Raw genomic sequence first — 1519 nt, forward strand, 5'->3', positions numbered from 1 at the left:
GCTAACCCCTCCTCTTAACCTTCCAGCACCGGGCAGGCGTCAGCCCCTATACTTCGCCTTGCGGCTTCGCAGAGACCTGTGTTTTTGCTAAACAGTCGCCTGGGCCTATTCACTGCGGCTCATCAAAGCTATTCACCTTAATGAGCACCCCTTCTCCCGAAGTTACGGGGTCATTTTGCCGAGTTCCTTAACGAGAGTTCTCTCGCTCACCTTAGGATTCTCTCCTCGCCTACCTGTGTCGGTTTGCGGTACGGGCACCTTTTATCTCGCTAGAGGCTTTTCTTGGCAGTGTGGAATCAGGAACTTCGGTACTCTATTTCCCTCGCTGTCACAGCTCGAGCCTTCACGGTGAACGGATTTTCCTATTCACCAGCCTAACTGCTTAGACGCACATGACCAGCAGTGCGCTTACCCTATCCTCCTGCGTCCCCCCATCACTCAAACGATAAAGAGGTGGTACAGGAATATCAACCTGTTGTCCATCGCCTACGCCTTTCGGCCTCGGCTTAGGTCCCGACTAACCCTGAGCGGACGAGCCTTCCTCAGGAAACCTTAGGCATACGGTGGATGAGATTCTCACTCATCTTTCGCTACTCATACCGGCATTCTCACTTCTAAGCGCTCCACCAGTCCTTACGGTCCAGCTTCAACGCCCTTAGAACGCTCTCCTACCGCGGACACCAAATGGTGTCCACCCACAGCTTCGGTGATACGTTTAGCCCCGGTACATTTTCGGCGCAGAGTCACTCGACCAGTGAGCTATTACGCACTCTTTAAATGGTGGCTGCTTCTAAGCCAACATCCTGGTTGTCTAAGCAACTCCACATCCTTTTCCACTTAACGTATACTTTGGGACCTTAGCTGGTGGTCTGGGCTGTTTCCCTTTTGACTACGGATCTTATCACTCGCAGTCTGACTCCCACGGATAAGTCTTTGGCATTCGGAGTTTGTCTGAATTCGGTAACCCGATGAGGGCCCCTAGTCCAAACAGTGCTCTACCTCCAAGACTCTAACTTCGTGAGGCTAGCCCTAAAGCTATTTCGGAGAGAACCAGCTATCTCCAAGTTCGATTGGAATTTCTCCGCTACCCACACCTCATCCGCGCACTTTTCAACGTGCGTCGGTTCGGGCCTCCATCCAGTGTTACCTGGACTTCACCCTGGACATGGGTAGATCACCTGGTTTCGGGTCTACGACTGCATACTTATTCGCCCTACTTAAGACTCGCTTTCGCTGCGGCTCCGTCTCTTCAACTTAACCTTGCATGCAATCGTAACTCGCCGGTTCATTCTACAAAAGGCACGCCATCACCCAACGGTTTCAGGATCTCTTTCACTCCCCTTCCGGGGTGCTTTTCACCTTTCCCTCACGGTACTGGTTCACTATCGGTCACTAGGGAGTATTTAGCCTTGGGAGATGGTCCTCCCTGCTTCCGACCGGATTTCACGTGTCCGGCCGTACTCAGGATCCACTCAGGAGGGAACGAAGTTTCAACTACAGGGCTGTTACCTTCTATGGC

General features: G+C 52.5%; 1 rRNA gene. It reads right to left on the reverse strand.

Features of this window, described 5'->3' with window-relative positions:
- Nucleotides 1–1519 (reverse strand): 23S ribosomal RNA (locus NFS43_RS24320); the annotation flags it as partial.

Source organism: Neobacillus muris (assembly GCF_943193175.1).
Taxonomy (GTDB): Bacteria; Bacillota; Bacilli; order Bacillales; family Cytobacillaceae; genus Neobacillus; species Neobacillus muris.